The organism is Kistimonas scapharcae (assembly GCF_039540975.1).
Lineage (GTDB): Bacteria > Pseudomonadota > Gammaproteobacteria > Pseudomonadales > Endozoicomonadaceae > Kistimonas > Kistimonas scapharcae.
In genome coordinates this window covers 1-25585 of sequence record NZ_BAABFL010000133.1, presented here as the reverse complement: position 1 = coordinate 25585, position 25585 = coordinate 1, and the positions used below count along the sequence as shown (strand labels likewise).

At 51.8% G+C, this 25585-nt stretch carries 20 protein-coding genes and 1 pseudogene; 14 read left to right on the top strand and 7 right to left on the bottom strand.

The genetic code is table 11. The annotated features are described in order from the left end of the window. Positions 1-139 precede the first annotated feature (139 nt). The 3 genes from ABD892_RS09200 (at position 140) to doeA (ending at position 4249) form a co-directional block, all read left to right on the top strand. Positions 140-1282, top strand: a complete 1143-nt coding sequence (locus ABD892_RS09200; RefSeq protein WP_345195261.1) for a M20 metallopeptidase family protein — start codon at positions 140-142, stop codon at positions 1280-1282. 82 nt (positions 1283-1364) lie between these two features. Further along, the gene (locus ABD892_RS09195) at positions 1365-2963 is read left to right on the top strand and encodes a BCCT family transporter (protein ID WP_345195259.1); all 1599 of its coding nucleotides are present in this window, start codon (positions 1365-1367) and stop codon (positions 2961-2963) included. 101 nt (positions 2964-3064) lie between these two features. Continuing rightward, positions 3065-4249, top strand: a complete 1185-nt coding sequence (gene doeA, locus ABD892_RS09190) for an ectoine hydrolase DoeA (protein WP_345195257.1) — start codon at positions 3065-3067, stop codon at positions 4247-4249. A 300-nt stretch (positions 4250-4549) separates the two neighbouring features. Here doeA and ABD892_RS27060 read toward each other — a convergent pair whose 3' ends face one another. The 4 genes and pseudogenes from ABD892_RS27060 to ABD892_RS09180 form a co-directional block, all read right to left on the bottom strand. Further along, positions 4550-4810: a transposase gene (locus tag ABD892_RS27060; RefSeq protein ID WP_425559210.1), complete on the bottom strand. Its 261-nt coding sequence runs from the start codon at positions 4808-4810 to the stop codon at positions 4550-4552. Further along, on the bottom strand, positions 4764-5087 hold the full coding sequence (locus ABD892_RS09185) for a hypothetical protein (protein ID WP_345195255.1): 324 nt from the start codon (positions 5085-5087) through the stop codon (positions 4764-4766). The genes ABD892_RS27060 and ABD892_RS09185 overlap by 47 nt, the downstream gene beginning before the upstream one ends. A gap of 16 nt (positions 5088-5103) precedes the next feature. Then, positions 5104-5328: pseudogene (locus tag ABD892_RS27055) on the bottom strand (transposase); the annotation flags it as partial. A 252-nt stretch (positions 5329-5580) separates the two neighbouring features. Continuing rightward, a complete protein-coding gene (locus tag ABD892_RS09180) occupies positions 5581-7473 on the bottom strand; it encodes a S41 family peptidase (RefSeq protein WP_345195254.1) in 1893 nt (630 codons plus the stop codon). A gap of 608 nt (positions 7474-8081) precedes the next feature. On the opposite strand from ABD892_RS09180, the gene ABD892_RS09175 reads away from it, so the two are divergent. From ABD892_RS09175 to ABD892_RS09125, 11 genes are all read left to right on the top strand, one after another. Continuing rightward, positions 8082-9290 (top strand): FAD-dependent oxidoreductase, encoded by a 1209-nt coding sequence (locus ABD892_RS09175; RefSeq protein WP_345195253.1) that lies wholly within the window; start codon positions 8082-8084, stop codon positions 9288-9290. 10 nt (positions 9291-9300) lie between these two features. Continuing rightward, positions 9301-9618: a thioredoxin TrxA gene (gene trxA, locus ABD892_RS09170; protein WP_345195251.1), complete on the top strand. Its 318-nt coding sequence runs from the start codon at positions 9301-9303 to the stop codon at positions 9616-9618. Positions 9619-9833: 215 nt separating this feature from the next. After that, the gene (gene grdA, locus ABD892_RS09165) at positions 9834-10304 is read left to right on the top strand and encodes a glycine/sarcosine/betaine reductase complex selenoprotein A (protein WP_345195250.1); all 471 of its coding nucleotides are present in this window, start codon (positions 9834-9836) and stop codon (positions 10302-10304) included. Between the two features lie 318 nt (positions 10305-10622). Next, a complete protein-coding gene (grdC, locus tag ABD892_RS09160; protein ID WP_345195249.1) occupies positions 10623-12158 on the top strand; it encodes a glycine/sarcosine/betaine reductase complex component C subunit beta in 1536 nt (511 codons plus the stop codon). Between the two features lie 10 nt (positions 12159-12168). After that, positions 12169-13323, top strand: a complete 1155-nt coding sequence (grdD, locus tag ABD892_RS09155; protein WP_345195248.1) for a glycine/sarcosine/betaine reductase complex component C subunit alpha — start codon at positions 12169-12171, stop codon at positions 13321-13323. 50 nt (positions 13324-13373) lie between these two features. Then, entirely contained in the window at positions 13374-14666 is a 1293-nt protein-coding gene (locus ABD892_RS09150; protein ID WP_345195246.1) for a glycine/sarcosine/betaine reductase component B subunit, read from the top strand. Positions 14667-14689: 23 nt separating this feature from the next. Then, positions 14690-15988, top strand: a complete 1299-nt coding sequence (gene grdB / locus ABD892_RS09145) for a glycine reductase complex selenoprotein B (RefSeq protein WP_345195245.1) — start codon at positions 14690-14692, stop codon at positions 15986-15988. A 210-nt stretch (positions 15989-16198) separates the two neighbouring features. Continuing rightward, positions 16199-17461 (top strand): cation:dicarboxylate symporter family transporter, encoded by a 1263-nt coding sequence (locus ABD892_RS09140; protein ID WP_345195243.1) that lies wholly within the window; start codon positions 16199-16201, stop codon positions 17459-17461. A gap of 70 nt (positions 17462-17531) precedes the next feature. Continuing rightward, entirely contained in the window at positions 17532-18728 is a 1197-nt protein-coding gene (locus ABD892_RS09135; RefSeq protein WP_345195242.1) for a glycine C-acetyltransferase, read from the top strand. Positions 18729-18886: 158 nt separating this feature from the next. Continuing rightward, complete coding sequence (tdh, locus tag ABD892_RS09130; RefSeq protein ID WP_345195241.1) at positions 18887-19915, top strand: L-threonine 3-dehydrogenase; 1029 nt, start codon at positions 18887-18889, stop codon at positions 19913-19915. Positions 19916-20266: 351 nt separating this feature from the next. Then, a complete protein-coding gene (locus tag ABD892_RS09125) occupies positions 20267-21295 on the top strand; it encodes a PTS sugar transporter subunit IIC (RefSeq protein ID WP_345195240.1) in 1029 nt (342 codons plus the stop codon). Positions 21296-21312: 17 nt separating this feature from the next. Here ABD892_RS09125 and ABD892_RS09120 read toward each other — a convergent pair whose 3' ends face one another. The 3 genes from ABD892_RS09120 to ABD892_RS09110 form a co-directional block, all read right to left on the bottom strand. Beyond that, positions 21313-22746: a hypothetical protein gene (locus tag ABD892_RS09120; protein ID WP_345195238.1), complete on the bottom strand. Its 1434-nt coding sequence runs from the start codon at positions 22744-22746 to the stop codon at positions 21313-21315. A 78-nt stretch (positions 22747-22824) separates the two neighbouring features. Beyond that, a complete protein-coding gene (locus tag ABD892_RS09115) occupies positions 22825-23853 on the bottom strand; it encodes a hypothetical protein (RefSeq protein WP_345195237.1) in 1029 nt (342 codons plus the stop codon). A gap of 370 nt (positions 23854-24223) precedes the next feature. Next, positions 24224-25435, bottom strand: a complete 1212-nt coding sequence (locus ABD892_RS09110; RefSeq protein WP_345195235.1) for a PilT/PilU family type 4a pilus ATPase — start codon at positions 25433-25435, stop codon at positions 24224-24226. Positions 25436-25585 lie beyond the last annotated feature (150 nt).

Genomic DNA, 25585 nt, shown 5'->3' with positions numbered 1-25585 from the left:
CCCCGGCAACGCATCTTGCCGGGGCAGCCAACATGCATGACATAAACGAACAACCGCTGGGAACGGGTGATCCACTTTCCAGCGGGTGGGCAGCTTATTGCTAAAAAATCTCGGACAGACCGAGGAAGGATCTCAAACCATGTTGTCAGAAATAAGAGACCTCCTGCCCTGGGGGATAGAACACCGGCGACACCTGCATCGTTATCCGGAACTGGGACGTCAGGAATTCAAGACCAGCACCTACTGCCATGAGCAGATGGCCGCGCTGGGATACGACATCAGAAGTTCATTCGAAACCGGCCTTGTGGCTGATCTCACCGTACCAGGTGCGACCCGGACGATTGCTTTCCGTGCAGATATGGATGCCCTGCCAGCCCAGGAGCTGGGTGATGCTACCTACAAATCCTGCCATGACGGTGTCGCCCATTTGTGCGGGCATGATGTGCATATGAGCATCGCCCTTACTGCCGCCTGTTACCTGGCCGGCAAGCGGGATCAACTGACCAGCAATATCCGTTTTATCTTCCAGCCTGATGAAGAAGGTGTCGGCGGCGCACAGGGCATGATCGCAGATGGTGTGATGGACGGGGTTGATGAAATTTATGCCCTTCACAACGATCCCAGCCTGGAAGTGGGGCAGATTCGCCTGAAGACCGGCATCATGTCTGCGGCACTGACACAGTTTGAACTGAAAATTACCGGTAAGAGTGCCCACGGCACAACGCCGCACCAGGGGCTGGATGCACTCAGCGAATCCGTTCGTATCTACCAGCAGCTGGATCACATCCGGATGCGCAAGATTTCGCCTTTTTCCCCGGCGCTATTGATGATTGGTGAACTTAAGGCGGGTGAAGCCTGCAACATCATCGCACCTGAAGCCAACCTGACCGGCACTGTGCGCTCGTTTGATAATACGGTTCAGGAAACCCTGTTGCGTGAAATCCGCAGCTTACTGCAGGAATCTGAACAGCGGGGCTTCGGCATTGAATTCACCACTGGCGGTTGTCCTGCCATCCATAACAGTGAATATGCCGTCAGTCGTGTAATGAAGGCTGGCCGAGCGGTATTGGCATCGGAAAATATCATCACCATGCCTGAGCCTTGGCCGGCTTCCGAAGATTTCTCTGATTTTACTGCTGTACAGCAGGGAGCACTGTTCCTGCTGGGGAGTGGTAACGCGTCAAAAGGCATAAACCAACCGCTCCATGCGAACCCCTTTGACGTTGACGAAGACTGCATTGCGTATGGCGCAGCCATTTTTGCACAGCTGGCGATGTCATAACTGTATCTCCTTACAGAGGCAGTAACCGGTTGGAAATCAGTATGCCGGTGAATGACGAATAACATGCAGGAGGCTCTGCGTAATGTCAGTCAGTAACAGCAAATTAACCGTCGACTACAAATTGTTCTTGCCGTCCGTCATCATCATTGTGGCTTTGTGTATACCGCTGGCTCTTTATGAGCAGCAGGCACTTACCCTGATGAATTCGATTTTCGAGGGGTTAGTGGGGAATCTCGGCTGGATGTATATCTGGTACCCCATCCTGATTACGGTCTGCGCCCTGTACTTCTCGTTTTCCCGCTATGGCAACGTGGTGCTTGGTGATCCGTCCACCAAGCCCCGGTTCAGCAATTTCCAGTATCTTGCCATTATTATTTCAATGGGCATCGGTTCCACCATTATGCGTACGGCTGTCGTTCAGTGGGCGTCTGTTGCATCCGATCCGCCCTTCGGCCTCACACCTTTCTCCGATGAGGCGCTGATGTGGGGGAACTCTTTCTCCATGTACCTTTGGGGGTTCCAGAACTTTGCCCTGTTCGCCATGACGGCACCGGCCATGGGGTATGTCCTGTATGTGCGCAAAAAGCCTATGATGCGGGTGTCAGAAATTACCCGTTGCGTATTCGGTGACCGGTTCACTGATGGCATGGGTGGCCGGATCTTGGACATCACCTTCCTGATCGCCATTGTCGCTGGCAGCGCGACCTTCCTGGGGTTGGGTACGCCTATGGTGACGACGGTTGTCGCCAAGCTTCTGGATGTTGAGCGGAATTTCCAACTGTCGTTTATCGTGACACTGACCTGGTGTATGTTGTTCATGTTCACGGTTTATCTGGGCATGGAGAAAGGCATACAGAAGCTCAGTAGCTTCAATATGTACCTGGCAGCTGTATTCGGGATTCTGGTCCTGATCCTGGGGCCCACCGTTTTCATCATGAATTACTTCACGGATACCATTGGCTTCCTGTTCAGTAATTACCTCACCCTGTCATTCCAGACAGAATCCCTGACCGATGGGGCTGCAACACACATCTACCGCTACTCCGTCTTCTGGTGGGCCTATGTGGCGACCTGGTCACTGCTGCACGGTGTGTTTGCCGCAAAAATCTCTGAAGGTCGTACCGTTCGCGAAGTGCTGATGGCTTACATCCTTGCTTCCCCAGCACTGGCCTGGGTGGCGACCGGTCTTATGGGGGGGCTGGGTGTCAGCCGCTATCTGAACGGCGAAGTTCCTCTGATGGAAATTATGCAGAGCGGTGGTGGGGAAGTCGTCGCTGCGGCCGAGGTGATCGCCTCATTACCGTTTGCCGGCATCATGCTGGTGGTCTTCGGGTTACTGACCATGGTCTTCTTTGGCACAACCCTGAACTCAACCACCTTTGCGATTGCTGCTTATGCCAGCACCCGGGATATGACCAAGGAAGATCCTGATCGCAACAGCCGAATCATCTGGGCCCTGCTGATTGCGGTTCTTGCGTTGGTGTTGATGCGGGTTGGCGGACTGGTGCCACTGGAAGTGACGTCCGGCTTGCTCGGCTTTCCGATCATGATCGTGCAGTTCATTACTGTTTATGCAGCGAAGAAGATGATGGACGAGGATAGGGCGTGGATTCACAACGTCCGCCCGGTTGATTGGAAGACCGGGACAACGGAAGCGCTTCCGGCTGCAGAGTCCGTGTAGACCCTGGTATTCCGCTTTGTCCTGAATGATTGAAACACGTATACAGACTGCCGTCACCGCAAAGGGGGCGGCCCGATAAAACGCAAGAAGTGAGAACAACCATGTCTGAGATTGCGTTGAATTTTACTCGTGAAGAGTATGGTGCGCGCCTGGAGAAAACCCGCGAACGTATGCGGCAGGCCGGCCTGGATACCTTGATCATCGCCGATCCATCCAACATGAACTGGCTGACAGGCTACGATGGCTGGTCATTCTATGTGCCCCAGTGTGTCGTAGTGGCCATGACCGGTGAACCCATCTGGTTCGGCCGGCTTCAGGATACCAACGGCGCACGTCGTACAGCCTGGCTGAGCCCGGATAGCCTGACCTATTACCCTGAGAATTATGTCATGAATCCTCCTGTGCATCCCATGGATTACCTGGGTGATACTGTTTTGCCGGAGCGTGGCTGGCATAAAGGTGTCATCGGCGTGGAAATGGATAACTATTATTTCAGCGCTCAGGCCTTCATGTCATTGAAGAACCATATGCCACAGGTGGAATTCAAGGATGCGACCGGGTTGGTGAACTGGTGCCGTGCGATCAAGTCACCCAAAGAAATCGAGTACATGGAGGTGGCGGCTCGGATTGTTGAGCATATGCACAACACTATCCTGGAGAAAATGGAAGCCGGTTTGCCCAAGAACCTGCTGGTGGCTGAAATCTACCGTGCAGCTTGTGAAGGTGTCGATGGCAAGGGTGGTGATTATGCGGCTATCGTTCCATTGCTGCCTACGGGTAAGGATGCTTCTGCTCCTCACCTGACCTGGGATTCTCGCCCATTTAGAAAAGGTGAGGGCACTTTCTTTGAGATTGCGGGTTGCTACAAGCGTTACCACTGTCCGCTATCCCGAACCGTCTTCCTTGGCGAGCCACCGGCGGACATGCTGAAAGGTGTGGAAGCACTGCAAGCGGGTATTGAAGCCGGATTAGCGGCAGCGAAACCCGGTAATACGCCTGCGGATATTGCCAATGCGTTGAACAGTACTCTGGCGAAGTTCGGCCATGATCGCGCCGGTGCGCGCTGCGGCTACCCGATCGGTCTGAGCTATCCCCCTGATTGGGGCGAGCGCACCATGAGCCTGCGTCCTACAGATGACACAGAGCTGAAACCGGGTATGACCTTCCACTTCATGCCAGGTCTGTGGCTGGATGAATGGGGACTCGAAATTACAGAAAGTATCATGATCACGGAAACAGGCTGTGAAACGCTCTGCCAGTATCCGCGGGAGCTGTTTATTAAATAATATTTTTGACAGGAGCCTGATTCTGGTCAGGTTCCTGTCCGTTCATAAACAGTTGATTATATATTGCCAGATAATTGGATCTTAGATTGGAAATGGATTGGCATTGTATTGAGTAAGTTGAAAAAAAATTGCTGCTTCTATTGCGATCGATTGCGATGGGTATTTGAGTAGAAGGAGTGGGGAACCAGTGCTCGGTAGCCCGTTTAATGATTAATGGAATAATCGTAGCATTATTATTCCGCTTGTTGATAGATGCTCACGAGTTAATGAAATCGCTTTTCCTTATTATTAGACGCTATCTCATAAATACTTCTTTGCAAGAATCATGAAACCAGCAAGCCTTAAAAAACCAAGAAAATTCGCTAGCTTATACTCGTAACGTGTAACGATACGCCCAAAATTGTAGAGCCAGGCAAATAGCCTCTCTACTCTCCATCGGCGCTTGTATCTTCTCAGTGGCCGACCATCCTGCGTTTTAGGTTTGACTATTGTTTTGCGATGCGGCGCTATAAGCTCAATACGCTTGCTTTGCAAGCGTGAAATCCAGCGGATCACTATCATAAGCCCTGTCACCAATCAGTTTTTTTGGCAAAGTAGACATGGATTTCTGCAGCAACAGCTCTTCGACTAACTGTGTTTCATGTGGCGTAGCACTTGTTGCCCATAGTGCGACAAGAAGACCATTATGGTCTGCAGTCGCCATGATCTTGGTACCCTTGCCTCTTTTGGTTGCTCCCACTTCGTCCCCCTTTTTTAGCAGAGGAGAAAGAGCCATCGATAAAGCATTCATTGAGATCAATTTGCCCACGTCTTTCAAGATCTTCTGCCAGGGCTTCAAGAAGACAATCCATGACACCTTGCTTTACCCATTGTTGAAAACGACGGTGGTAGGTTTGATAGTGAGGATAGCAGTCAGGCATTTCGTACCAGTGTGAGCCTGTCCTGAGAACCCAAAGGATGCCATTCAATACATCACTGGCTGCTATCCATGGCCGACCTCTTCCATCAGCACTGACAGGTAGTGGTGGAATAAATGACTCAATATATTCCCATTGGCTATCGGTAAGATCAGTAGACATAAATATACAAGCTCAAATGAACTTGCAGTATAGGCGACCATATTAATCTTTTATGAGATGGCTTCTAGTACATTCTTTTTAATGGGTTTTCGAGCAAAAACTATTTTGGCTGAGCGATCATTGCAATGCTCTATAAATAACGGGCATCGTTAATATGCCCAAGTCTATAAAGAACTATTAGGAATTGATAATGCTGGAATTCACAGTCGTCAAGCGATGAATTATGAATTCCAGCATTCAGTCTGGCTATGGTTATTGTGCAGGATCTACTGGCACTTCACACTGACAGACTGACATCTCATTAGTGATGACGGTCCACCATACATTGTTCCAGCGACCATCATGGCTGAAACAAACCGGTGGACATTTTCGTTTGGCATCACCGTGATCCCAGATGGGACCTGCTTTAAAGCTTCGGCTGGCAGTTTTTTGTGTTTTGATAAAGCGTATGGCCGCTTTCAGCAAGTCGTCTTCAGGATGTGTGATTTGAGCCGAGAGTTGATCTTCTATCCCTTTAAAATAAAACGATGAGGGAGAGGTTTGGAGTGTTTTATCCGGTGTGACACCATTGCTGTCGTATAAGTGACCATCGGGTGTGAATGACAGCATACTCCCCAGTTTAATCTGCGTGCCGGAGGGAAGTTCATGGGTAATGGCCATAGAACTACCCCCGCTAGTGGGGGAACCCATCAGTGTCACGCCATCTAGTCCCTTGAGCGCACTAACCATTATATCTGCTGCGCTGAATATGCCGGAATCGGTGAGCACAACGATCTGTTTGGGTGGTTTATAGTCCGGTAACAATTGATCCCATAGAGCAACCAGTCCCAGCAAATTCTTTTGAATAGTGGCGTCATCCTCATCTTCGACTGTAAAGTCTTGCACTAGCTTACGAAAGAAGGACTGCTGAGGTGACAATACTTGATAATGCCAGGCACTGTAGCGATTTTCTTTATACCAATCCTTAGGTTTCTGGCTTGATATCGGGTTAAGGTCCGGTGTGAATTGGGTCAGCTGGAAGGCATCAATCGCCTGTTGTTCCTCTTGTGACCAGATGGCGTTGTCATGTCGGAAAATAAATCGACCAAATAGTCTGTCGCTATCTGGGGATCCCCATGGCATTGCTGTTTCATTCTCGGGCAGTAAATAAGTTGCCACGTTGGTGATACGTGGATAAGCGTCTTTATGTACCAGGAATGGGTAGAGAGCAATCAACGCTGTCCGACTACCGCCACCATTATCGCGCATGTCCAGAATAAGTCCACGTTGTCCTGATACCTGCTTGAAGCGAGACAAGGTATTCAGTAATTCAAGTCCTTGCTGAGCATCAGTGATATCAAACATCTCAGATAAGCGCAGGTACATAATCCGGCTTTGACCCGAGGTTGTCAGGTGATTTGACGGTGTGAGATCAATCGCGTGAAGTTCGCTGCTAGTGGTCAAGCGGCAGTCAATATGCCAGCGTTCCAGGTTTACCTTCTGACTGATTTGCTGGCCATCTTCCGATGCCAGTGTCAGTTTTGCCTGATTAGAGGTTGGATGCCCAGTTAATGCGCGCGCCTGATTCAGATATTTTAAAAAACGTGCAGCTTTATCATAGATACGCGCCTGATTATAGGAGGATATTGCCGGTTTCAGTAAGTTCACCCATTCATCAATTGAAATATCATCAATGGCAACAAGGTAGGGGAAGTCGCGATTATATGTCTCCTGTACACAGTATGTTTTATTGTGTTCATAGACAAATTGACCTTGCTGCATGAAAACCAGCTTGGGATATTTTCCAGGTATTGCCTGAATTCCACCAATAACACGCTTGTAACTATCTTCGTTTTCAGGAATATCGATATTAAATAAATCTCTAACCCCTGCATGGGCATCGCCAAAAGCTGCGATCAGTTTTTGTAGTGTTAACCGGTAGGCAATAGTGTCTGCAGGCAGTGTGTACTTTGAAAGGTTGTTTAATTGTTGTTCCAACTCGTTATGTGTATGAACAGGATGAAAAGAGAACTGATTTTCAATCAGTGTTTTTAACGTTTTAATATCCTCATTAACGAGATTGCTTGTAGGCGTAGGGCGATCAGAAACAGCATACACAGTGTTTATAAACAGGGATATTAGTAAAAAAGGGTATAACCAACGCATGGTGCAACTCCTTCTGTCTGAATCATAGTGACAGCTATTTGAAGCGGTAATAGAGTGTGAACAAAGTTAGACCCTAGATTAAGAGCGTGCATGGAAAGTCTGTAATAAAGATAAAATAATTAATGTTCTTTTATGTGTGGATTTCAGATGTTGCGTTTGGTGCTTGTTCAGAAAGTGTTGTTCCATTGTGTATATAGATAGGTAAAGAAAAAGCTTAGAGCTGTAAGTAAGATTGAGAGAAAAAGCATTTGCTGCATAGTGAAAAGCACTTATCGCATAGGTATATGTGCATATCGAGTGGCTTTGTTAATCCTTTCTGATGCTAATAAATAGAGTGTTGTAGAAAGTATTCCTTCTTTTTTGAAGAAATCTAGCGATATTAACCATAAAAACCTAATAGGCATCATATGTCGTGCATATTCCCCACCGCTTTCAGTGATCGGTACAGATATTGTTATAGATCAATACATACGGACGTTCGGAGTAGCACCATACGCAGCAAGTCGGAACTGATGGTTTCGGGCTAAATAGCGCCTTCGCTACGTAAGTGTAAGTACGTATCAGGCGTTCCAGCCTGTACCACGTGTTTAACGGATCGGAGCGCAACAATGTCAGAAGTTTATGACGTCATCATTATTGGTGGCGGCGCTGGCGGCTTGTCTGCTGGTGTGTATTGTGCACGCGGTAAAATGAAGACGCTGGTATTGGAATCCAGCAGCAATACCGGTGGCCAGTGTGCCAAAACCTCAGAGCTGGAAAACTATCCGGGCATTGTTGAATCCACCGGTCCTGGCCTGATGAACATGTTCCGGGCCCACTGTGACAAGTTTGGTGTTGAATTCCAGCGTGCACAAGTGACTGGCCTTGCGCTCGACAGTGACGGCTTCCACAAGCGCGTCACCACCCGCGACGGTCAGACCCTGATGGCCAAGAGCGTCATCATCGGCACCGGCGCCAACCCACGCGTTCTGGGCATTAAGGGCGAAAGAGAATTCACCGCCAAGGGCGTTTCCTACTGTGCTACCTGCGACGCAGACTTCTATGAAGATCTGGATATCATCGTCGTCGGCAGCGGAAATACCGCGGTAGAAGAATCCGTTTTCCTTACCAAGTTCGTTAACAGTGTCCGCATGGTCGTACTGCACGACGAAGGTGTCCTGGATGCTGACCGTACTGCACAGGAGCAGGCATTCGCCAACGACAAGATCTCCTTTATCTGGAACTCCTGCGTTGACGAAATCTGCGGTGACGAGCTGGTTAACGGCGTCAAGATCAAGAACCTGAAGACCGGTGAAATCACTGATGAAGCCTGCGACGGCGTCTTCATGTTCGTTGGCACCGTGCCGATGACTGACTTCCTGAAAGACACCATTGAGCTGAGCAAGGGCGGTTACATCGTCGTTGACGACAAGCAGGAAACCTCCATGCCGGGTGTCTTCGCGGCCGGTGACGTCTGCGACAAGTTCCTGCGCCAGGTGGTTACCGCAGCAGGTGACGGTGCGGTAGCGGCAGTCGCAGCAGACCGTTATGTCCAGGAAGAAGAGCACTGGAGCGAATCCGTGCTGGATGCCGAGAAGGATGTTTTGGTGGCGTTCTGGAGCCCGGTTGATCCGAAGAGTCTGGAACTGATGCCTCACCTGGAAGCGCTGGCAGCTGACAAGGGCCTGCGCCTGGTGACCATGGACACCTACAAGAGCCGCAACATCGCTGACCGCTACGAAGTCAGCCAGATTCCCACAGTGATCCGCTTCAGTCAGGGTGAGCCGGCGAGCCGTCTCGAAGCCCCCGCAGCGGACCAGCTTGAAAAGCTCGTTTGAGGTGAGTGAGATGATCGAAGTAGGCAAAGACAATTTCGAACAGGAAGTGAAGCAGCACCAGGGCATCGTCATGGTCGACTTCTGGGGTGAAAGCTGCGGTCGCTGCATGGAGCTGATGCCCGATGTGGTTGCCCTGTCCGAAAAATACGGTGACAAGGTCAAGTTCACCAAGCTGAACATTGCTGGCAACCGTCGTGTTGCCATGGGCCAGGGTGTCATGGGTCTGCCTTCCATGGTCTTCTACAAAGACGGTGAAAAGCAGGAGCACCTGTCCGGTGAAGAACTGGACGCCCAGCAGATTGAAGACGCAATTAAACAATACGTTTAATTGAGTAAGGAATTTTAAAAGTTTCATTGTTGAAATTTTTAAAACAGGCATAACAGAATTTACATCATCGTTGCCGTTATTAATGAATGATTGAAAGACTGTTATTCCGACGCTGGATTCGATTCATTCGATGACAGCATTTTGTAAGGTGATCTCCTTTACAGGGGATTGATTTTTCGAGTTCGCTTTATTGCGATTTTTCAGGTCAGAAAGCCATGCTGAAAGACAAGAAAGTCGTAATACTCGGTGATCGCGACGGCGTCCCAGGTCCTGCCATTGAAGAATGCGTCAAGACCGCAGGTGCCGAGGTTGTATTCAGCACCACCGAGTGTTTCGTCTGAACTAGCGCAGGCGCAATGGATCTTGAAAATCAAAAGCGGGTCAAGGAATTGTCCGAAAAGTACGGCCCTGAGAACATCGTTGTTGTTCTCGGCGGCGCTGAGGCCGAAGCTTCCGGCCTGGCAGCTGAAACCGTAACTAGCGGCGACCCGACTTTTGCAGGTCCGTTGGCCGGAGTCCCGTTGGGACTTCGTGTACACCATATCGTAGACGCAGAGATCAAGGATGAAGTGGATCCTGATGTTTACGAAGAGCAGGTTGGAATGATGGAAATGGTTATGCCGGTTGATGAAATCACCGGTGAGGTCAGGGAGTACCGCGAGAAATTCTGTAAGTTTCTCGGCTAACCATTCACCCGGATGTTGCACTGAACCGTAAGGTTTGTGCGTCTGTCGTCTGTCCGGGACCAGCCTGTGTTGATCCAGGCAGACGACGGTGTTCGAACCCGGTGTCCCCAGGGGCATCGGTTCAGTGTAACGGATGGGGTAGATGTGTGATGGCAGGACTGCCGGTGGGCAGTGATTTGCCAGACCAGTATCCGGCGATTATTTCGGCGATATAAATAAGCTGCAGTACAGCTCCTCTAATTGCCGCGGTAATCAGACATAGATCCAACGGGAACATTGGTTTGTTTCCTTTGCGGCTGACCAGATGGAGTTCGTGCCGTGGACTACCCCGTTATTAAAGGCGCAAGTTACGTACTTGCTCATACCCCGGATTTTATTCCTTTCGGGTCTACCCAGGTATTTGCCCGTAAGTCGAATGACCAGGAATACCTGTCTTCACTGAAAAAGCACCAGCGTCCTTTTGAAGACGTTGTCGCCTATCCGGCAAACCAGTGCTTTATCGGTAATATCACCCCAGAAGCCCTCGAAGGCATCACTGCACCCTGGTATGAAAACCAGATCGACGGTGCTGAGCGCCAGGGCCGTTTCGGCGAAATCATGCCGCAGGACGAATTCTTCGCCCTGATCAAGCACTCTGACGTGTTTGACCTGGTCAAATTGACCCCCGAATTCATTGAGCGCGCTAACCAGCGCCTGAGTACCCATCCGCTGCTCAGCCACATCGTGCTGGACGACAAGTGTGCGATGTCTGCTACCGACATGCACGCCCTGGTGGAAGAGCACATTGCTGAACCGCTGACCATTGACGGTGAGCTGATCGGCTGCGTTAAGCGTGCCCATGACGAAGACGAAAACCTGAGCGCCCACATCATCCTGGAAAACCTGAGTGTGAAAGCCTCCGGTGTTCTGGCGGCGCTGCACCTGAAGAAGCAGGGCATGGACCTGTCCCAGGTGGATTACATCATCGAATGTTCCGAAGAAGCCTGCGGTGACATCAACCAGCGTGGCGGCGGCAACTTTGCCAAGGCCATCGGTGAACTGGTCGGCTGCACCGGCGCAACCGGCAGCGACCTGCGGGGTTTCTGCGCGGCGCCTGCTCACGCCCTGATTCACGCAGCAGCGCTGGTCAAAGGCGGCGTATTCAAGAACGTCATGGTGGTTGCTGGCGGTGCTGTCGCCAAACTGGCCATGAACGGCCGTGACCACGTCAAGAAAGGTCTGCCGGTTCTGGAAGACGCACTGGCCGGTTTCGCCACCATCATCAGCGAAAACGACGGTGTCAGCCCAATTCTGAACACCGACATCATCGGTCGTCACACCATCGGTACCGGTTCTGCACCGCAGGCCGTTATGACCAGCCTGATCTCTGCGCCGCTTAAGCGCGCCGGTCGTACCATTCCGGATGTGGACAAGTTCTCCACCGAAATGCAGAACGCCGAGATCACCAAGCCTGCCGGCGCGGGTAACGTACCGGAAGCCAACTACAAGATGATCGCCGCCCTGGCCGTTAAAGAAGGTCAGCTGGATCGCAGCGAACTGATGAACTTTGTTGGCAAGCACGGTATCCCCGGTTACGCGCTGACTCAGGGTCACATCCCATCTGGTGTTCCTTACCTGGGGCACGGTCGCGACGCGATCATGAACGGTGAGATCAACAGCTTCATGCTAGTGGGCAAGGGCAGCCTGTTCCTGGGCCGTATGACCAACCAGTTCGACGGTATCTCTACCCTGATTGAAAAGAACACCGGAATCTCTGCTGGCAGCAGCTTTGATGGCGGCGAAGCCCGCAAGCTGGTGGCTGAAGCCATGAAAGACGTCGCTGAGCGTCTACTGGAAAAAGCCGGTGAGCAATAAGGAGACGGTCATGGCAAATCTTAATGAAGCCCTGGCCAGTGCTTTCAGTGACATGGCCGACGGCCTGGTCAGCGGCAGCTTCGGACGCAAAAAGCGTATCGGCCTGACCCTGGTCGGCAGCGAGCACGGTTCCGAGGAACTGGTGCGCGCGGCCACACTGGCGGCACGTACGTATGCAGATATCGAACCGGTCCTGATCGGTGACGTGGCCGAAGCGCCTTTCGAACTGCATCCGGCCTCTGATCTGCACGAATGCCACCAGGTGATGGAAGCGCTGCTGGACGAAGGCAAGATCGACGCCTGCGTCACCCTGCACTACAGCTTCCCGCTTGGCGTCAGCACGGTTGGTAAGGTGATCACTCCAGCGATTGGCCGCGAGATGATTCTGGCCACCACCACCGGCACCAGTGACACCATCCGCAATATCGCCATGGTGAAGAACGCCATCGCCGGCATCGCACTGGCCAAGGCCACCGGCATCCAGGAACCCACCGTGGGCATCCTGAATGTGGAAGGTGCGGCACAGGTGGAACGTGCACTGCGTCAGCTGATCGACAACGGCTACCGCATGAACTTCACCGAATCCGCCCGTGCGGACGGTGGTGTCCTGATGCGCGGCAACGACCTGCTGCAGGGCGCGCCCGACGTGATGGTCGCAGACAGCCTGACCGGCAACCTGATGATGAAGGTGTTCTCTTCCTTCAACACCGGTGGCAGCTACGAAGCTCTGGGTTACGGCTACGGTCCTGGCCTGGGTGAAGACGCCAGCCGCCTGGTGGGCATCATCTCCCGCGCCTCCGGTGCACCGGTCATCGCCGGCGCCATGCGCCTGATGGCTGACAGTGCCCAGGGTGACCTGCTGGACGTCTACCGTCGTGAACTAAAGGCCGCCAAAGAAGCCGGTCTGGAAGACATACTCCAGGGCCTGAAGCCAAAGGCTGCGGTAGAGAAGACCGAAGCCGTGACTGCGCCGCCGGAGAAGATCACTGACGGTGATATCAACGGCATCGATATCCTTGATATCGAAACCGCTCGCGACGCCCTGTGGGCCAAACAGATCTTTGCACGCACCGGTATGGGTTGCACCGGTCCTGTTGTCATGGTGGCGACTGGGGACATGGAGCAGGCACGCCAGGTGTTGAAGGAATCCGGGTTTATCGCTTGATCGATCAGGCGCCATCGGCGCCCGATCAACAGGCTATTCAGGAGAGTGTAATGAAACTAGAGATTGGCAATATCCATGTGAAGGAGCTGGCGTTCGGTGAGAACACCGCTCTTTCCTCCGGACGGGTGCAGATCAACCAGGAAGAACTGACTGGTTTCATCCGTGAACTCGACCATCGCATCACTGAAGTGAAGCTGGACATCGCCCTGCCAGGCGAAAAGACCCGCATCATGCCGGTGAAAGATGTCATCGAGCCTCGCGTCAAGGTAGAAGGCAAGGGTTCCATGTTCCCCGGCCGTAACCCGGGCGAAGAGTCCATGGTCGGTGAAGGCCGTACCCACGTGCTGAAAGGCATGGCCATCGTCACTACCGGTAAGGTGGTTGGCTTCCAGGAAGGTATCATCGACATGAGCGGTCCTGGCGCGGAGTACACGCCGTTCTCCAAGACCATGAACCTGGTGATCACCTGTGAAGTAGACGACAGCTGCAACCAGTACGACCACGAAGCCATCCTGCGCAAGGTCGGCATCGAAACGGCCAACCGTGTTGGCCAGCTGGCGAAGACCGCGGCTGCGGACGAAACCCGCACCTACGAAACCAAGCCGCTGCTGGAGCAGGCTGCCCAGTATCCGAACCTGCCCAAGGTCGGCTACATCTACATGCTGCAGAGCCAGGGCCTGATGCACGACACCTACCTGTACGGTGTTGACGTCAAGACCATCCTGCCCACACTGCTGTACCCCACAGAAGTGATGGACGGTGCGATCATGAGCGGAAACTGCGTATCCGCCTGTGACAAGAACCCCAGCATCGTGCACCAGAACAGCCCGGTTATCCACGAGCTGTATGAGCACCACGGCACCAAGTACAACTTCATGGGCGCGATCGTGACCAACGAAAACGTGACCCTGGCTGACAAAGAGCGTTCCTCCAACTACGTCGCCAAGCTGGCGGTACAGATGGGTCTGGACGCGGTCATCGTCAGTGAAGAAGGTTTCGGTAACCCCGATGCTGACCTGGTGATGAACTGCCGCAAGCTGGAAGAAGCCGGCATCAAGACTGTCCTGCTGACCGACGAATACGCCGGCCAGAACGGTGAGAGCCAGTCTCTGGCTGACTCCACACCGAAGGGCGACGCTGTGGTCACCAATGGTAACGCCAACCAGGTTATTCACCTGCCGGCCATGGATCGTCTGATCGGCCACGACACCTATGCCGACATGATCGCCGGTGGTTGGGACGGCAGCCTGCACGCTGACGGCTCCATCACTGCCGAGATCCAGGTGATCACCGGTGCTACCAACGAGTTGGGTTACCACAACCTGACTGCCATGGCAGGTTAAGGATTACAGGAAGAGAACAGATCATGACTATCAAGATTGTTCATTACATCAACCAGTTCTTCGGTCAGAAAGGCGGCGAAGAAGCAGCCAACCTGCCCATGGAACTGGTCGACGGCCCCGTCGGCCCCGGTACCGCGCTGAATGCTGCCCTGGGCGGCAAAGCGGAAATCGTCAAGACCATCATCTGCGGCGATTCCTACTTCAACGAGAACGAAGGCGTTGCCTGCATGGGCATCCGCGAAATTCTCGAAGACATCAAGCCTGACATGATCGTTGCCGGTCCTGCGTTCAACGCTGGCCGTTACGGCATGGCCTGCGGCAAGGTCGGTGAAGTGGCTAACGGCCTGGGCATCCCGGCGATCACCGGTATGTACAACGAGAACCCCGGCTACGAACTGTACCGGAACTTCTCCTACATGGTGCAGACCACCAACAGCGCTGCCGGCATGCGCGACGCCATCCCTGCGATGACCAGGCTGATCACTGCTTACATCGAGAAAGAAGGCAAGCTGGGTTCTCCGGAAGAAGAAGGCTACATGCCTCGCGGCCTGCGCGTTAACTTCTTCGCGGAAGAGCGTGGCGCCAAGCGTGCGGTTGACATGCTGATCGCCAAGATCGAAGGCCAGCCCTTCACGACCGAATACGAAATGCCTGTATTCGACCGCGTTGCACCTCAGCCAGCCGTCAAGGACCTGAGCACTGCGACTATCGCCCTGGTGACTTCCGGTGGTGTGGTACCGAAAGGCAACCCTGACCACATCGAATCCTCCAGTGCCTCCAAGTACGGCGCCTACAGCATTGCCGGCCTGGAATGCCTGTGCGAAGCAACCCACGAAACCGCTCACGGTGGTTACGATCCGGTTGCCTGTAACAAGGATTCCAACCGTGTTCTGCCTGTCGACGTACTGCGCGACATGGAAAAAGAAGGCAAGATCGGCAAGCTGCACGACACCTTCTACACCACGGTCGGTAACGGTACTTCCGTTTCCAACTCCAAAGCGTTCGGCGCTGAAATCGCGATGCACCTGAAGAATGCGGGGGTTTCCGCCGCCATTCTGACCTCCACCTGAGGAACCTGCACGCGTTGCGGTGCAACGCTCGTCAAAGAAATCGAAAAAGTTATGCCTGTCGTCCACATCGCCACTGTTGTGCCGATCTCCCAGACTGTAGGTGCTAACCGTATCGTTCCTGCTGTTGCGATTCCTCATCCGCTGGGCAACCCCAAGATGGATGCAGCTGAAGAGAAGGTTCTGAGAAGAGGTCTGGTGGAAAAAGCGCTGACCGCGCTGGCCACTGAGATCGAAGACCAAACCGTCTTCTAAGGCATATCCCCGGTACTTCGGTGCCGGGGGATTTTTTTAGGCATGAATGAACAATAAGAAACAAACCCTCACAGATTCTGGGACTTGATAATGCGTTTTAAACCAACCAATGCCTCGGTTCCCCCCCTGACGATTTTCCGGATCATCCATCGTTCTACCCGTTCCACTTTGATGCGCTAGTAACAACGAAACATCCGGGGGAAAGTCGTTATGACAAACGGTAAGAAACAGATGCCCTTGCTCCTGAAGGTCATCATTGCAATCATCATTGGTATTCTTTTCGGGCAGGTCGTCACCGCTACCGACGGCGGCAGTCTTGGCACAGTACTGGCTTATGGCCTGCGGGTCGGTGCCACCTTCAGTGATATTTTCAACCGCTATGTCGGTTTCTTTGTACCCCTTTTAATTGTCGGTCTGGTCGCACCCTCTATTGCTGACCTGGGCGTGAAAGCCTCCAAGGCATTATTGATCACCGTGGCACTGGCCTACGGTTCCGCCTTCGGCGTTTCCCTGATCGCCTACCTGCTGGGCGCCAGCATTATTCCGTCTATCGTCACGCCCGGTTCCGCCGCAGAAGCCAATGCCATCAATGTGGGCTCCTTCCTGCCGGCCAGTTTCACCTTCGAGCCGATCATGGGCATCATTACCGCCATTGCGCTGGCATTCTCCATCGGCCTGGCCGCAGCCTTTATCAAGAGCGACACTCTGCCGAAGTTCCTGGACGACGGTAAGCAGATTGTTATCAAGATTCTGGGCGGTTTCATTGTGCCGCTGCTGCCTTACCACATCGGTATCATCTTCGCGAAGATGTCGGCTCAGGGGAATATCCTGCAGAACCTGGTCAACTTCGCCAGCATCATCGGCGTGATTATCATGCTGCAGATTGCTTACCTGCTGGTGCTGTACTTCACAGCAGGCAGTCTGACCGGCCGTAACCCGATCACCGCTATCAAGAATATGTTGCCGTCTTACTTCACTGCACTGGGTACCCAGTCGTCTACTGCGACCATTCCGGTAACCCTGAAGTGTGCCGAAGCGAACGGTGTGTCAGAGGATGTCCGCGGCTTCACCATTCCGCTGTGCTCCACCATCCATCTGACCGGTTCTGCCGTGACACAAACGTTCGGTTCCATGGCGGTATTTTTCTTGTTCCATGGTACAGTTCCGACCTTGGCCATGATGCTGCCGCTGGTCATCTTCCTCGGCATCATCCTGATCGCAGCCCCCGGTGTTCCCGGTGGTGCGCCCGCGGCCACTGTCCCTGTCCTGAAGAGTTTCATGGGCTTCACCCCGGAAATGTCCGGCATCATGTATACCCTCGGTATCACCAACGATGCCTTCAGTACTGCCTCCAACGTGGCCGGTGATGGCGCGATCTCCATGATCGTCGACAAGCTGACCGCGAAGGACCAGGCCGCGATGAAAGAGCTCCATGAACAGGAAGCTGCAGCACATCATGCAGCAGCAAAATAGTCCTCGATGCGGCTTGCCGGTGATCCCGGCAGGCCACTGTGTTACTCCTGAAGAAATAAGCTGAACGCGAATGAACAAGGCATTTTTCTACGAGCACCTGCAAGGCCAGCTCAACGACATGAAAGAACAGGGTCTGTACAAGAGCGAGCGTGTGATCACCTCGCAGCAGCAGGCTGACATCACCGTGAGTTCCGGCGCTGAAGTGCTGAACTTCTGTGCGAACAACTACCTCGGTCTGGCGAATGCGCCTGAACTGATCAAGGCCGGTCAGGAAGGCCTGGACAAGTGGGGCTACGGCATGGCGTCCGTACGCTTCATCTGCGGTACCCAGGAAATCCACAAGACCCTGGAAAAGCGGATTTCCGACTTCCTGGGCATGGAAGACACCATCCTGTACTCCTCCTGCTTTGACGCCAACGGCGGCCTGTTCGAAACCCTGCTGGGCCCGGAAGATGCGATCATCAGTGACGCCCTGAACCACGCCAGCATCATCGACGGCGTGCGCCTGTGCAAGGCCAAGCGTTTCCGTTACGCCAACAACGACATGGCGGAACTGGAAGCGCGCCTTAAGGAAGCGGAAGAAGCGGGGGCCCGCTACAAGCTGATCGTCACCGACGGCGTTTTCTCTATGGACGGCATCATTGCCAACCTGAAAGGTGTGTGCGACCTGGCGGACAAGTACAACGCCATGGTGATGGTTGATGATTCCCACGCCGTTGGTTTCATCGGCGAAAACGGCCGTGGCAGCCACGAGTACTGCGATGTGATGGGCCGTGTCGACATCATCACCGGTACCCTGGGCAAAGCCCTGGGTGGCGCTTCCGGCGGCTATACCTCTGCACGCCGTGAAGTGATCGAGATGCTGCGTAACCGCTCTCGTCCATACCTGTTCTCCAACACCCTGTGCCCGGCGATTGCCAACGCGTCCGTCAAGGTACTGGACATGCTGGAAGACGGTGCCGAGCTGCGTCAGAAGCTGCGTGACAACAGCCAGTACTTCCGCACTGAAATGGAAAAGCTGGGCTTCACCTTGGCGGGTAAGGATCACGCGATCATTCCTGTCATGCTGTTTGATGCATCACTGGCTCAGAAGTTTGCTGAGAAGATGCTGGAAGAAGGTATCTACGTGATTGGTTTCTGCTTCCCCGTGGTACCACAGGGGCAGGCCCGGATCCGTACCCAGATGTCCGCTGCCCACGACCGTGAGCACATTGACCGTCTCATCGCAGCCTTCACCAAGGTGGGCCGCGAACTGGGCGTCATCTGATCGATAGAATGACCGGCGTCGGCCCAAAAAGCCGGCGTCCGGGGACTGACACCAAAAGTGCAGTCCGGGTCAAGGGGGTGCGGTCAAGACTGTATTTCCACGGATACTGCACAATGGTCGCCAGAATACCCACAAGGTAATTGTTGTAAGGTACACACATGAAAACGCTGGCCAAACTCAAGGCTGAAAAAGGCATCTGGATGGACGAGCAGCCGATTCCTGAAATCGGTCACAATGACGTCCTGATCAAGATCAAGAAGACCGCCATCTGCGGTACCGATATCCATATTTACAACTGGGACGAATGGGCGCAGAAGACCATCCCCGTGGGTATGACTGTCGGTCACGAATACGCCGGTGAGATTGTTGAAATCGGCAAGGAAGTCAAAGGCCTGAAGATCGGCGACCGTGTCTCCGGTGAAGGTCACATCGTTTGCGGTCACTGCCGTAACTGCCGTGCCGGCCGCGATCACCTCTGCCCGAACACTGTCGGTGTGGGCGTTAACCGTATGGGCGCTTTCGCGGAATACCTGGCGATTCCTGCAGCCAACGTTTACCCGTTGCCTGATGATATTTCCGATGACCTGGCCGCGATCTTCGATCCGCTGGGTAACGCCGTTCACACCGCACTGTCTTTCGACATGGTGGGTGAAGACGTACTGATCACCGGCGCCGGTCCTATCGGCATCATGGCCGCTTCCATTGCCCGTCATGCAGGCGCACGCCACGTCGTGATCACTGATGTGAACGACTACCGTCTGGCACTGGCCCGCGAAATGGGCGCAGCCAACCGTGTGGTTGACGTGTCCAAAGAAGCCCTGGAAGACGTCATGAAAGAGCTGGGCATGAAGGAAGGTTTTGACGTTGGTCTGGAAATGTCTGGCAACGGCGTCGCTTTCAACCAGATGCTGGCCAACATGGAAAACGGCGGCAAGGTTGCTCTGCTGGGTATTCCCGGCAAAGACACCGTGATCGACTGGAACAACGTCATCTTTAAGGGCCTGTTCATCAAGGGCATCTATGGCCGTGAAATGTTCGAGACCTGGTACAAGATGACCAGCATGATCCAGAGCGGTCTGAACATGGAACCGATCATCACTCACCGCTACCACGTGGATAACTACGCGGAAGCCTTTGAAGTGATGGCCAGCGGCAAGTCCGGCAAAGTGGTGCTGGACTGGAGCTGATCATTATTGTTCACAGCAGACGACAGGATGTCGTCTGCTGTCGCCCGGACTGCTGAAGAGGCAGCAGGCCTGAGTCTGGCACGACGCCATCCGTATCACTGAAAGCAACGAAACCTGAACAGCTGAATACTTCTCAATAAAGCGACAATAGACGTATAAATAGCTGAAAGGGACAGAATAGGGCAGACCGACCGTCGGCCCGGATGGAGTGAAAGGCGTTTGACGAATTTGTAAGCCGTCGCAAAACGGGAAGATATCCCCTGTCATCCGGGGGAGTTTGCAGGAACAGTGGATAACAGGTTTTGCGACGTAACGTACGAACCGATTTTTTCAACAAAAAAGGGTCTGAGTATGGAACTCTTAAAGGGTGTCACGTTACTGCTCATCACGCTGTCGCTGTTTTCGCTGTTCAGTGCCTACATGCCGAGAGGCCGCGCTGCCATGGGGGGATTGGCTAACGCTGCGGTCGCCAGTTTTCTTGTCGAGGCTGTTCACTCCTATATCACCGGTGACTTCATGGGTATTGCCTTCCTGAAGGAAACCGGTCTTGCCGCCGGTTCCATGGGCGGTCCGGCTGCTGCCATGCTTGTTATCATCGGGATGGGCGCCAGCCCCGTGATGGGTGCCGTGGCGGGAGTTGCCGTGGCGGGTCAGGGTATTCTGCCGGGCTTCATTGCCGGTTATGCCTGCTTCTTCGTCGCCAAAACCTTGGAAGACAAGCTGCCCGAAGGTGTTAACGTGATTGCCGGTGCGCTGATTACCGCGCCGATCGCTTACCTGGTGGCCTCGTGGTCTGCACCGGTGGTGAATGAAACATTGGGGGTTGTGGGTCTTGCCATCAGTGAAGCCACCAAGCAGTCACCTTATGTAATGGGTATCGTGCTGGGCGGCATCATCAAGATCGTCTGCACCTCACCGCTGAGCTCCATGGCGCTGACCGCCATCCTCGGCCTGACCGGCCTGCCGATGGGTATTGCCGCCATTGCCTGTGTGGGTGGCAGCTTCACCAACGGTATTGTGCTCAAGCGTCTGAACCTCGGGAATAACGGTAACGTCGCAGCCATCATGCTCGAGCCGCTGACCCAGGCGCCGATTGTCACCGCGAACGCCCTGAAGTTCTACTCCTGCAACTTCTTTGGTGGTGCATTGGCTGGCCTTGGCGCGGTGTACTTCGGCATCATCAACAATGCCCCCGGTACTGCGGCGCCGATTCCCGGCCTGCTGGCACCGTTTGCCTTCAATGACCCGATGAACGTGATCGGTGCGCTGGTGGTAGCGGTGATTGGTGGTACCGTGGCGGGCTTTGTCGGAACCCAAATTCACCTGAAAGTGCGTGGTGCTATGAAGGCGGCTGAGCCTCAGCCTGCATTGAATTCTTGATGGTTCGCATCAGAGCTTTAGTGTTTTAATCCAAAAGAAGGTTCCGATGAATGGAGCCTTCTTTGTTTTAGTGTCATCAGAACTTTAAGTCCACTGAACTTTGGCTTGTCTGGTTTGCGAGGGTTGATTAATACAATCAGATCACAACGCAGGGAGACACTGTCAGGAGACGGATTAATTTGTTTCATATTTAATGGCTGTGGGAACGGGGTAATGGCGATGTCTTTGTCAGGATGAAATAAAGAAACCGCTATTCTTATAGATGAATTTTCTGAGCGGATGCTTTCCGTTTTTGAGTCGTTGCTCGATTCCATTATGGTGAAAGTGGTCTGTTGGTGTCCAGGTGAAATGTTGACAGTAAAACCTAAATAATGAGGTAGGGTTTTTGTTAATGCCTCATTAATGAGATACGTTGTATCTGCAAGAAGGTAACAAAGGATAAAGTCGACTGCTTTCAAGTTTTGTCGTGAAAGTGCTTGTAAACGGGATACAAATCTTCTGATGTCAATGTTAGAAAATTCTCTTGTGCTGTTTAAGCTTGCACCAATGGTGGTATTGCGGTCGTGTTGTTTTCTGATTGAGTATGCGTATTTCTGCATGTTGCTCTTTAACTGAATCGCTATTTTTTTTAATAATTCGTTTCTTCCATGTTGTACATTTATTAATGCCCTCTCTCGTAATTGTTTTTTTGTTTTTTCATGGATGCATGCTAACTCTGTAGCACATGTTGCTGAGGTGGGAGTATGTGTCGATGTTATTTCAATGGTCAATGAGTTGATACCTGTTTTCCATGTATTACATAAAACAGGTTTTCGCAAGGCATTGACTGCTTCAAAATGATTGTCTCTAATGATACGCGCTGATTCTTTAATGAGGTTTGTTTGTGGAGATGCGTTATATTGCACAGTCAAATAATCTTCAGGGTTAGTGTATATTTCATAAAGTTTTCTGGTAAGTGCATCAATAAGGCATAGCCTCATGCTGAGTATATGGCCGTTGTATTTGGTGAGCAAATCGCTGCTATATGAAAATATAGACTCCAAAAAATATCTGTCCGTTGTTATAGCTGCTAAGGTGCCCGCTATATGTTGTGATAAGTTTTTAATTTCATAAGCAAAAAGTTCTTGTTGAGTTGCAAATTTTTCAAAATTACCTAGTACGAACGGAAGCGTATCGTCATCATTACCTAGTACGAATGGAAGAGTATCGTCACCATCGTGGGTTACTGACGTTTCTGTGACTTCTGTCAGAAGAGGGATTGTTTCCGGGGTAACCTGTTGTACTCGTCTACAGCAAATAACACTAAAAATTCTGTCGGCGAGAGAGTTTGCGGGTAGCAACTGCATAGAGTAACTGTCGTCTTCCGGGTCAGAGTCAGAATCATTTTGATGATACCCGGAAGCCGTAGGATAAGAGGGGCTCTCACTGATGTGCATAGGCTTTGAAAGCATGCATTAGTCCTCATTCTTTGCTGGTTTTTGTAGCCACTCTTAGCGATAGTGACTCAAACTGGGGAAATGCTTCTGTCCTCACCGGGGGAGAGTCAGATGGATTTCTAATGGTGCAAACTGCACGGTATCTGGTGTTGTGGAGCTGAAGGAAAGTGATGCCTCTGCCCATATTTGTGTCTGTGACCATTCCTCACGAATTTGACTCAGATTTTCATGATTCCCGAACGCATCGGTATAAATGCTGTCAAGGACAGGATGAGCAAGACACTTCATCGTTACTACAAAATCATCAGAATCCAACGAAACAGGCTGTTCCCTGGTTATGACGGTGTTAATTGATATTGTGCTCTCACATAACTGGATTTGTGGTCCTAATAAAACACGTAACAAACTGCTAAGTATTGATGTTAATGAAAAACCCATGTCTTCAGTAATATATTGGCAAATTAAAGAAGTCAGATCTCTATTTTGGTTTAGTAGTGAGGAAAATTGAAGAAAGAAAACAGGTATGGCATTTTTTCTTTCATCAATTGTGTGTGATGATGGAAGTAAGTGTGTGTATTCTGGATTTCTACTATCATATAAATAATAGCTGTTGTTCATAATATTTCTTTTTAGATGACGAATGCAGGAAAGCGGAATAGAACAGTTTTCGTTGAATTCAATTGAATCATGACTGTCAGGATTATCCATGATGAAATATCTCATGCTATGTTCAAACGACATTTGAAGTTCTTGTACTTTTTGGCAGGGGATAATGCCTGAATTTTCAATTCTGTCGCTAATGTCAATGCTCATTCCCTGTAGTTCAAGTAAAAATACGTTGTATTTAAGTCGGAGGAGATTAAGTAGCGGCTGAGGCTGTTTTATATTTTTGTTTGTAAGGAGCTCCTGCGCCATCATACAAATGAGTTGTATTTTGAAAATGATGTTTTTTCCATCTTGTTCGGCAGCGTGTAATCTGCCGGTAAGATAGATTAACAGTACACTCTCTAAATCTTGCTGTTCCCCCGAATCTGATTGGATACTAGTGTCGATGAAGTCACAAAACACCTTTCGTTCTTCTTCTAAAGCTTGTTGGTCAGTGGGAGTATCAGCCTGTTGCATTGACCGTTCATGCTGAATGCGTCTCTCTTTGATACTTGTATTACGGCTGAAGTACGCAGCGAGCTCTGGACAGCATGAAATTATTGCAGATGACAGAGCGCGCCACATACGCCTTCCGATTGATGGGGTGGGGTGTGCTGTTTCTCCCAAAGGTAATGTCTGGTAATGGGTATGACTTGTTGATGTTGAGGGAGCGGCCATAAAAATATACCTCAGCGCTATAGCAGCGTTTACTACAGTGGTTCATGTGGATTTATAGATTGGTATTTGTGGCTGTAGTTCCGCTATGCGGACTTAGGGGGGGCTGATTGTCAATTTACTTAACAGGTGCTGGCAGGAGCATCGTTGGCTTATCTGCCACCGTTCGAGGTTAGTTTTCAGAATCAGGCTTTTTACCATCTGCCTGATTGTGTTTTTTCAATGCCTCAAGTTCTGCGAGTTCTTCCTCTTCCTTTTCGTCCTCTTCTGTTTTAATGGGCTCTACGCTGAGATCCAGGCTGCCGCTGCTTGAACTGCTGCCGTTTTCGTGATGCAGTTTGAGTTTCAGACGGAGATTGTTAGGAAAATCGGCATTTTTTAATGCTTCTTCTTCGGTGATTTTTCCCTCTGTGGTGAGTTTGAAAAGTGCACTGTCAAAGGTTTGCATGCCTAACTCTTCGGATTTGAGCATGACATCCTTGATGGAGGCCAGGTCACCTTTCTGAATCAGCTCCTTGATCGTATGGGTGCCGAGCAGGATCTCAATTGCTGCACAGCGTTTTTTATCTACTGTAGGAATCAGCCGTTGGGAAATGAAAGCCCGGAGATTGTTGCCGAGATCCCCCAGCAGCTGTTTGCGTCGCTCTTCCGGGAAGAAGTTGATGATTCGGTCCAGTGCCTGGCTGGCGTTGTTGGCATGTAGCGTGGAGATTGCCAGGTGTCCCGTTTCTGCAAAGGCCATGGCGTATTCCATGGTTTCCTGGTCCCGGATTTCACCGATCAGGATGACATCCGGCGCCTGGCGCAGGGTATTCTTGAGGGCGGCATGGAAGCTGCGGGTATCCACGCCCACTTCGCGCTGGTTGATGATGCTTTTCTTATGCTTGTGTACAAATTCAACCGGGTCTTCAATGGTGATGATATGGCCACCGGAGTTGCTGTTCCGGTAATCAATCAGCGCCGCAAGGGAGGTCGATTTCCCCGAGCCTGTACCACCAACGAACAGGATCAGCCCGCGCTTGGTCATAATGACGTCTTTCAGGACTTCGGGCAGCCTGAGGTCGTCGAATTTCGGGATATCGGTTTTGATGTTCCGGGCGACGATGGAGATTTCATTGCGTTGCTTGAAAATATTGATCCGGAATCGGCCACAGTTAGGGATGGATATCGCCAGGTTCATTTCCAGCTCGCGCTCAAACTCCTGGCGCTGCTCTTCATCCATAATGTCGTTGGCAATCGCTTCAATATCACCGGATTGAAACGGCTCCTTGGCCAGGGGCTTCAAGGTGCCCTGGAATTTCGCACAGGGCGGCGCATAAGTGGAAAGATACAGATCTGAGCCGTCCTTGCTCGCCAGAATCTTGAGCATCTGTTTGAATTCCATACGTTATCGTCCCTGATACGAGGTCTTACTGGAGATTGTTATCGTAATTAAGTAAAGCATAGCCAGAGGCGTAAGTACTCAAAAACTCCTGTGCAGACCACATGGCAGCCAGCATGAGGCGTATTCGATAATATTTGCCAGTCTCGGAAT

Bases quoted from the DNA above. Each gene is read 5' to 3' on its own strand.
- ABD892_RS09125 (WP_345195240.1), top strand. From the start codon at position 20,267: ATGGAACTCTTAAAGGGTGTCACGTTACTGCTCATCACGCTGTCGCTG.
- grdD (WP_345195248.1), top strand. From the start codon at position 12,169: ATGGCAAATCTTAATGAAGCCCTGGCCAGTGCTTTCAGTGACATGGCC.
- trxA (WP_345195251.1), top strand. From the start codon at position 9,301: ATGATCGAAGTAGGCAAAGACAATTTCGAACAGGAAGTGAAGCAGCAC.
- ABD892_RS09140 (WP_345195243.1), top strand. From the start codon at position 16,199: ATGACAAACGGTAAGAAACAGATGCCCTTGCTCCTGAAGGTCATCATT.
- ABD892_RS09175 (WP_345195253.1), top strand. From the start codon at position 8,082: ATGTCAGAAGTTTATGACGTCATCATTATTGGTGGCGGCGCTGGCGGC.
- ABD892_RS09135 (WP_345195242.1), top strand. From the start codon at position 17,532: ATGAACAAGGCATTTTTCTACGAGCACCTGCAAGGCCAGCTCAACGAC.
- ABD892_RS27060 (WP_425559210.1), bottom strand. From the start codon at position 4,810: ATGATAGTGATCCGCTGGATTTCACGCTTGCAAAGCAAGCGTATTGAG.
- ABD892_RS09200 (WP_345195261.1), top strand. From the start codon at position 140: ATGTTGTCAGAAATAAGAGACCTCCTGCCCTGGGGGATAGAACACCGG.
- tdh (WP_345195241.1), top strand. From the start codon at position 18,887: ATGAAAACGCTGGCCAAACTCAAGGCTGAAAAAGGCATCTGGATGGAC.
- ABD892_RS09195 (WP_345195259.1), top strand. From the start codon at position 1,365: ATGTCAGTCAGTAACAGCAAATTAACCGTCGACTACAAATTGTTCTTG.
- doeA (WP_345195257.1), top strand. From the start codon at position 3,065: ATGTCTGAGATTGCGTTGAATTTTACTCGTGAAGAGTATGGTGCGCGC.
- ABD892_RS09120 (WP_345195238.1), bottom strand. From the start codon at position 22,746: ATGCTTTCAAAGCCTATGCACATCAGTGAGAGCCCCTCTTATCCTACG.
- ABD892_RS09110 (WP_345195235.1), bottom strand. From the start codon at position 25,435: ATGGAATTCAAACAGATGCTCAAGATTCTGGCGAGCAAGGACGGCTCA.
- ABD892_RS09115 (WP_345195237.1), bottom strand. From the start codon at position 23,853: ATGCAACAGGCTGATACTCCCACTGACCAACAAGCTTTAGAAGAAGAA.
- ABD892_RS09150 (WP_345195246.1), top strand. From the start codon at position 13,374: ATGAAACTAGAGATTGGCAATATCCATGTGAAGGAGCTGGCGTTCGGT.
- ABD892_RS09180 (WP_345195254.1), bottom strand. From the start codon at position 7,473: ATGCGTTGGTTATACCCTTTTTTACTAATATCCCTGTTTATAAACACT.